4 protein-coding genes are annotated in these 4,719 nt (G+C 73.9%); all 4 read right to left on the bottom strand.

The genetic code is table 11. The features are described from left to right. Positions 1-111 precede the first annotated feature (111 nt). On the bottom strand, positions 112-777 hold the full coding sequence (locus ADY01_RS33030) for a TetR/AcrR family transcriptional regulator (RefSeq protein WP_049580434.1): 666 nt from the start codon (positions 775-777) through the stop codon (positions 112-114). Between the two features lie 82 nt (positions 778-859). Beyond that, on the bottom strand, positions 860-2,449 hold the full coding sequence (locus ADY01_RS33025) for a xylulokinase (RefSeq protein ID WP_049580433.1): 1,590 nt from the start codon (positions 2,447-2,449) through the stop codon (positions 860-862). 5 nt (positions 2,450-2,454) lie between these two features. Continuing rightward, positions 2,455-3,888: an aspartate aminotransferase family protein gene (locus ADY01_RS33020; protein ID WP_049580432.1), complete on the bottom strand. Its 1,434-nt coding sequence runs from the start codon at positions 3,886-3,888 to the stop codon at positions 2,455-2,457. Positions 3,889-3,898: 10 nt separating this feature from the next. After that, complete coding sequence (locus ADY01_RS33015) at positions 3,899-4,546, bottom strand: class II aldolase/adducin family protein (RefSeq protein WP_049580435.1); 648 nt, start codon at positions 4,544-4,546, stop codon at positions 3,899-3,901. Between the last annotated feature and the right edge of the window lie 173 nt (positions 4,547-4,719).

Raw genomic sequence — 4,719 nt, 5'->3', positions numbered from 1 at the left:
GGACGATCCTGGCCGAAGCGCGGCGCATCCAGCACCTCTACCTCGCCGACATCGTCGCCGACCCCCGGTACCGCGACCCGCCCCGTCCAGCCAGGTGGTCGACGGGCGCGCTCAGTCCGGGTGCCGGGGCCGGGCCGGGTCGCGGTACCGGGGGTCGGCGACGATGTCGGCGAGGTAGAGGTGCTGGATGCGCCGCGCTTCGGCCAGGATCGTCCGGTCGCCGTCGGGGTGGTCGCGGAAGGCGAGTTGGAGCAGCGCCTCGGAGGCGTGCACGCCCGCGCGGCAGGCGACGGCCAGGGCGGTGCTGTCGGCCAGGTGCTCCCGGGAGACGAGGATGCGCCGCAGGTGCGCCGCGACCATGGCGTTGTTGTCCTCGTCCAGCTGGAGCAGTTCGCGGCTGAGGTAGCGGCCGGTGCGGATGGCGAGGTAGCCCGGGTTCTTCCGGTAGAGCTCGACGTACCGGTCGAAGACGAGGTTGACCAGGTCGTACCAGCGGGCGTCGCGCGCGTCGCGCAGGATGGACCTCATGGCCGCGGAGTGCGTCTCCATGTGCTGCCGGGCCACGGCGGCCAGCACGGCGTCCCGGTCGTCGAAGAACTGGTAGAGCGTGCCGACCGGGACCGCGGCGTCGGCGGCGATGCGGCGCGTGGTCAGGGCCTCCACGCCCTCCCTGGCGAGGAGGCGGTCGGCGGCGGCCAGGATGGCCTCGACGCGGGCGCGGCTCCGGGCCTGCTGGGGCGCCTTCCGCAGTCCGGGCTCCCGGGTCGGCTCGGTCATCGCCTCGGTCCTCGCCTCGCTCGTCGTGTGGTTCGCGGCGCGGGGTGCGCCCGATCCTACCGGCGTGGCCCGGGAGGCCCGTTCAGCCGTTGATCGCGGCATACAGCCCCCGGTTGCGGCGGTAGACGGCGCGGAAGGTGGCGTAGGCTCGGTCGTACACCGGGCGGTTGGCCGCGTTGGGCACGAACTCCCTGGCGATGGTGACCTTTTCCGGGATCTCGTGCCAGTCGAGCGCGCCCAGCGCCACGGAGGCGATGAGCGCGGCGCCTCGGGCGTTGGCCAGGGCGGGGTCGGCGACCTGGCGGATCGTGCGGCCGAGGATGTCGGCCACGGCCTGGCACCAGAACGGGGAGGTGGCGCCGCCGCCGATGAAGGTGAGGTGGGGGAAGGGCCGGCCGGTGAACCGTTCCACCGACTCGTTCAGCCAGCGGGCGTTGAACGCGATGCCCTCGAAGGTGGCGCGCACGAGGTCGGCGCGGGTGGTGGTGAGCGAGACGTTGAACCAGCCGCCGCGCACCGTGGGGTCGTCGACCGGGGTGCGTTCGCCGTTGAGCCAGGGCGCGAACACCACGCCGTTGCTGCCGGGCGGCGCGGTCTCGGCGAGGCGGTTGAGCCGGTCGAGGATCTCCTCGTGGGTGCCGTGGGGGCGCTCGCCCGCCGCGAACGCGTCGTCCGGGCCGAGGACGTTGCCGATCAGCCAGTCGATGCCCTTGCCGGCGACGTCCTGGACGGTCGCCACCCAGTACGAGCCGGGCACCACGGACGGCAGGGCGGCGACGTTGTGCCACGGGTCGGTCTTCTTGCGGGGGACGTGGCAGGACAGCCAGGCGGAGGTGCCGATGCACAGGTGTCCCTGGTGGGGCAGCACCGCGCCGGCGCCGACCGCGGCGGCCGTGGTGTCGCCGGTGCCGGCGACGACCTGGACGTGCTCGCCGAGCCCGAGGTCGGCCGCGGCCGAGGGGAGGATCCTCCCGACCACGGTGGCGGGCTTCACCAGGCGGGGCAGCAGGTCCGGGGCGAACCCCGCCAGCCGCATCAGCCGCTTGTCGTACCGGACCGTGCCCGGCGTCCGGTTGTCGGTGCACCAGCGCAGGGCGATCGTGTCGTGGCCGGCCACCGGCTGCCCGGTCAGCCGCATGGTGAGGTACTCGGGGACGTCGAGGAGATACGCCGTGCGCGCGTAGACGGACGGAAGGGCGTGCTGGAGGAACTGGGCCTGCCCGACGGGGTCCTTGCCGGTGAGGGTGGGGGCCCCGCCGGTCTTGGCGACCCACTCGCGCAGCCGCAGCGCGTTGTACCCGGTGCGGGGTATCCGCAGCCCGCCGCCCGCCAGCCGCCGGGAGTGCGCGGCGCCGCGGCTGTCCATCCACAGCAGGGCACGGTGCAGATGGCGCCCTGTGGCGTCGACGGGAACGGTGCCGCCCCACTGGGCGGACAGGCAGATCGCGGCGATGTCCGGGACGGGGGCGAGGCCGCGGGCCAGCAGCCGGCGCAGCGCGGCGCGGATGGCCCGCCACCAGTCGTCGGGGTCCTGCTCGGCGCCGCCCCCGGGGAGCAGGTGCAGGGGGGTGTGCGCGGACTCGTGGCCGAGGGCCCGCCCGTCGGTGGTGGCGAGCACGGCCCTGGGGCCGCCGGTGCCGAGGTCGACCCCGATGACGTAGCGGGGGGCCACGGCGGTCAGATCCTGGCGAGGACGCGGCCGAAGCGGGCGAGGGCGTCGTCGACGACCGCGTCGGTGTGGGCCATGCTGGTGTAGAGGCGGCTGCCCGCGAGGGTGATCAGGCCCTCGGCGGAGAACGCCATCGACATCTGGCCGAGCATGTCGCCGCGCGGGCCCAGCTCGGTGCCGAAGTCCGGGTCGTCCAGGGAGAGATGGAGCACGCCCGAGGTGTGCAGGTGCACGATCGAGCCGACGTTGTAGGTGACGTAGGGCAGGTCGTGCGCGGCGATCAACGCGGCCAGCCCGGCGCTGAGCCGGTCCCCGGCCCGGCCCGCGAGCGCCGGGGCGCCGGTGCGGTCCATCTCGGTCAGCGCGTGGTAACCGGCCGTGCAGGACAGCGGGTTGGCGGCCAGGGTGCCGCCGACGAGGGCGCGCTTGCCGACGGCGGTGAGACCTCCCTGGAGGACGGACATGACCTCCTCGCCGCCGCCGAGGCCGCCGGCGGCCGGGTAGCCGCCGGCCACGCACTTGCCGAAGACGGTCAGGTCGGGGCGGACGCCGAAGTAGCCCTGGGCGCCGCCCATGCCGAGCCGGAAGGCGGTCACCACCTCGTCGAAGACGAGCAACGCGCCGAACTCGTCGCACAGTTCGCGCACGAGGCCGTTGAACTCGGGGCGGACCAGGTGGGTGCCGCTCTCCGGGCCGATCGGCTCGACGAACACGGCGGCCGTGCCGCCGCTCTCCTCGTTGGCCGCGAGCCGCTCCCGCAGGGCGTCCAGGTCGCCCGGGGCCACCTCCTGGGTGAGCCGCAACGCGCCTGGCGGGATGCCCGCGGCCTCCAGGCTGCCGGTGCCGGGGATGCGCAGCCCGTAGACGACCTGGTCGGACCAGCCGTGGTAGGCGCCCCCGACCTTGATCACATGGGCCTTGCCGGTGTGTGCCCTGGCGACGCGGACGGCGGCCATGACCCCCTCGGTGCCGCTCCCGAGCATCCGGAACCGCTGGACGGCGGGCATGAAGTCGTGGATGAGCTTGGCGAGGCGGACCTCGGAGGAGTGCAGCATCCCGGTGACGGGGCCGCACTCGGCCAGCAGGGACTGGACCTTCTCGCGGACCGGCGGGTAGTTGCTGCCCAGCACGGTCGGGCCGCCGGCCTGGAGGAAGTCGAGGTACCGGTTGCCGTCGACGTCCCACAGGTGGGCGCCCTCGGCGCGGACGATGTCGAGCGGCCAGGGGTCATTCAGCGCGAGGTTGTGCTGGACGCCGTCCGGTATGTACCGCGCGGCCTCGGCGGCCGTCGCCCTTGAGCCCGCCGTGTGCTGCTCGAACCAGGCGTGGTACCCGGCGAGCGCCGTGTCGTCCGGCCGCCGGACCGGGGTGTGGACGAGCCGGTCCAGGCGCCGCTCGATCGCGTCGACGTCCGGCCAGTGGGAGATCGCGGGTGCGGTCACGGTCGCCCCCTCACAGCTTCCTGGTGGTGCCGTAGCCGTCGGCGAGCGCCCGCGCGACGACGTCCTCCTGTGCCTGCCTCCCCAGCAGGTGGGGCGTGCCGAGGGCGAGGCAACGGGCGTACAACTCGGCTGCCCACTCGGTCAGTTCGAGGTTGCCGACGGCCTTCTCCACGGTGGGGCCGAGCGCGATCGAGCCGTGGTTGCGCAGCAGCGCGGCCTGCCGTCCTTCGAGCGCGGTGACCACGTGCGCGGCCAGTTCCGCGGTGCCGTAGGTCGCGTAGGGGGCGACGCGCACCGAGCCGCCGAGCGCGAGCATCGCGTAGTGCACCACCGGGATCTCCTCCAGGGTGCAGGCGATCGCGGTGGAGGCGACCGCGTGGGTGTGGGTGATGGCCCCGGCGCCGGTGGCCCGGTAGACGGCCAGGTGCATGGGCACCTCGGAGGTGGGGGCGAGGTCGCCCTCGACGACCTGGCCCTCCAGGTCCAGGACGGTCATCATCGCGGGGGTCAACTCGCCGATCACCCCGCCGGTGGGCGTCACGGCGACCAGGTCGCCCGCCCGGGCCGACAGATTGCCGCTCGTCCCGATGACCAGGCCCCCGGCGGCGAGCCGCCTGCCCGCGGCCGCGAGTCCCTCGCGCTCCTGTTCCAGCAGCATCGTCATTCCCCTGTGCCGAGACCGGTCCCCCGTTGACCATGTGCATGCTAGTACTGCAACCGCAGCTGGCGTGACGGATGGCGTTGGGTCTCGTTGGTGTGACTGTGTGCTGATGGACTGGTGGTTGAGCGGGTCGAGTCGTGGTTCGAGGGGATAGCCGGGCTGTGTGCCCG

Source organism: Streptomyces sp. SBT349, assembly GCF_001083795.1.
Lineage (GTDB): Bacteria > Actinomycetota > Actinomycetes > Streptomycetales > Streptomycetaceae > Streptomyces.
Note: the sequence above shows the minus strand (reverse complement) of the source record. Positions and strands in the feature narration are given on the sequence as shown.

Excerpts from the sequence above, each read along its gene's own strand:
- ADY01_RS33015 (WP_049580435.1), bottom strand. The coding sequence starts at position 4,546 with ATGCTGCTGGAACAGGAGCGCGAGGGACTCGCGGCCGCGGGCAGGCGG.
- ADY01_RS33030 (WP_049580434.1), bottom strand. The coding sequence starts at position 777 with ATGACCGAGCCGACCCGGGAGCCCGGACTGCGGAAGGCGCCCCAGCAG.